A 264-nucleotide genomic window follows, 5' to 3' on the forward strand; every position below is an offset into this window, starting at 1 on the left:
TTTGTACTTTATCCCCTTTTTCCATAATGTAAGGAGGATTATCACTTGTATTTTGATTTACTTTCCAAACCTTTATATCATCAACTGTCATAGTTGTAGTTGGATCGTTATTCCACCATTGTGTGATAGAAATTTGTATTTGTGCGACTTTATTCATTAAGATCCCGTCTGTATCTATCCAACGTGCTTTTGCTCCAGCATCATCAATTTCAGTACCTTCAGCAAATTTTGTAATGAAAAATTCCCACTCATTTCCAATTCGGT

Annotated in this window: 1 pseudogene; it reads right to left on the reverse strand. The window is 34.1% G+C overall.

Annotated features, from left to right (window positions below):
- Positions 1-264, reverse strand: a pseudogene (locus tag JDS80_RS30900) (distal tail protein Dit); the annotation flags it as partial.

The organism is Bacillus cereus group sp. N8 (assembly GCF_016483685.1).
Taxonomy (GTDB): Bacteria; Bacillota; Bacilli; order Bacillales; family Bacillaceae_G; genus Bacillus_A; species Bacillus_A proteolyticus.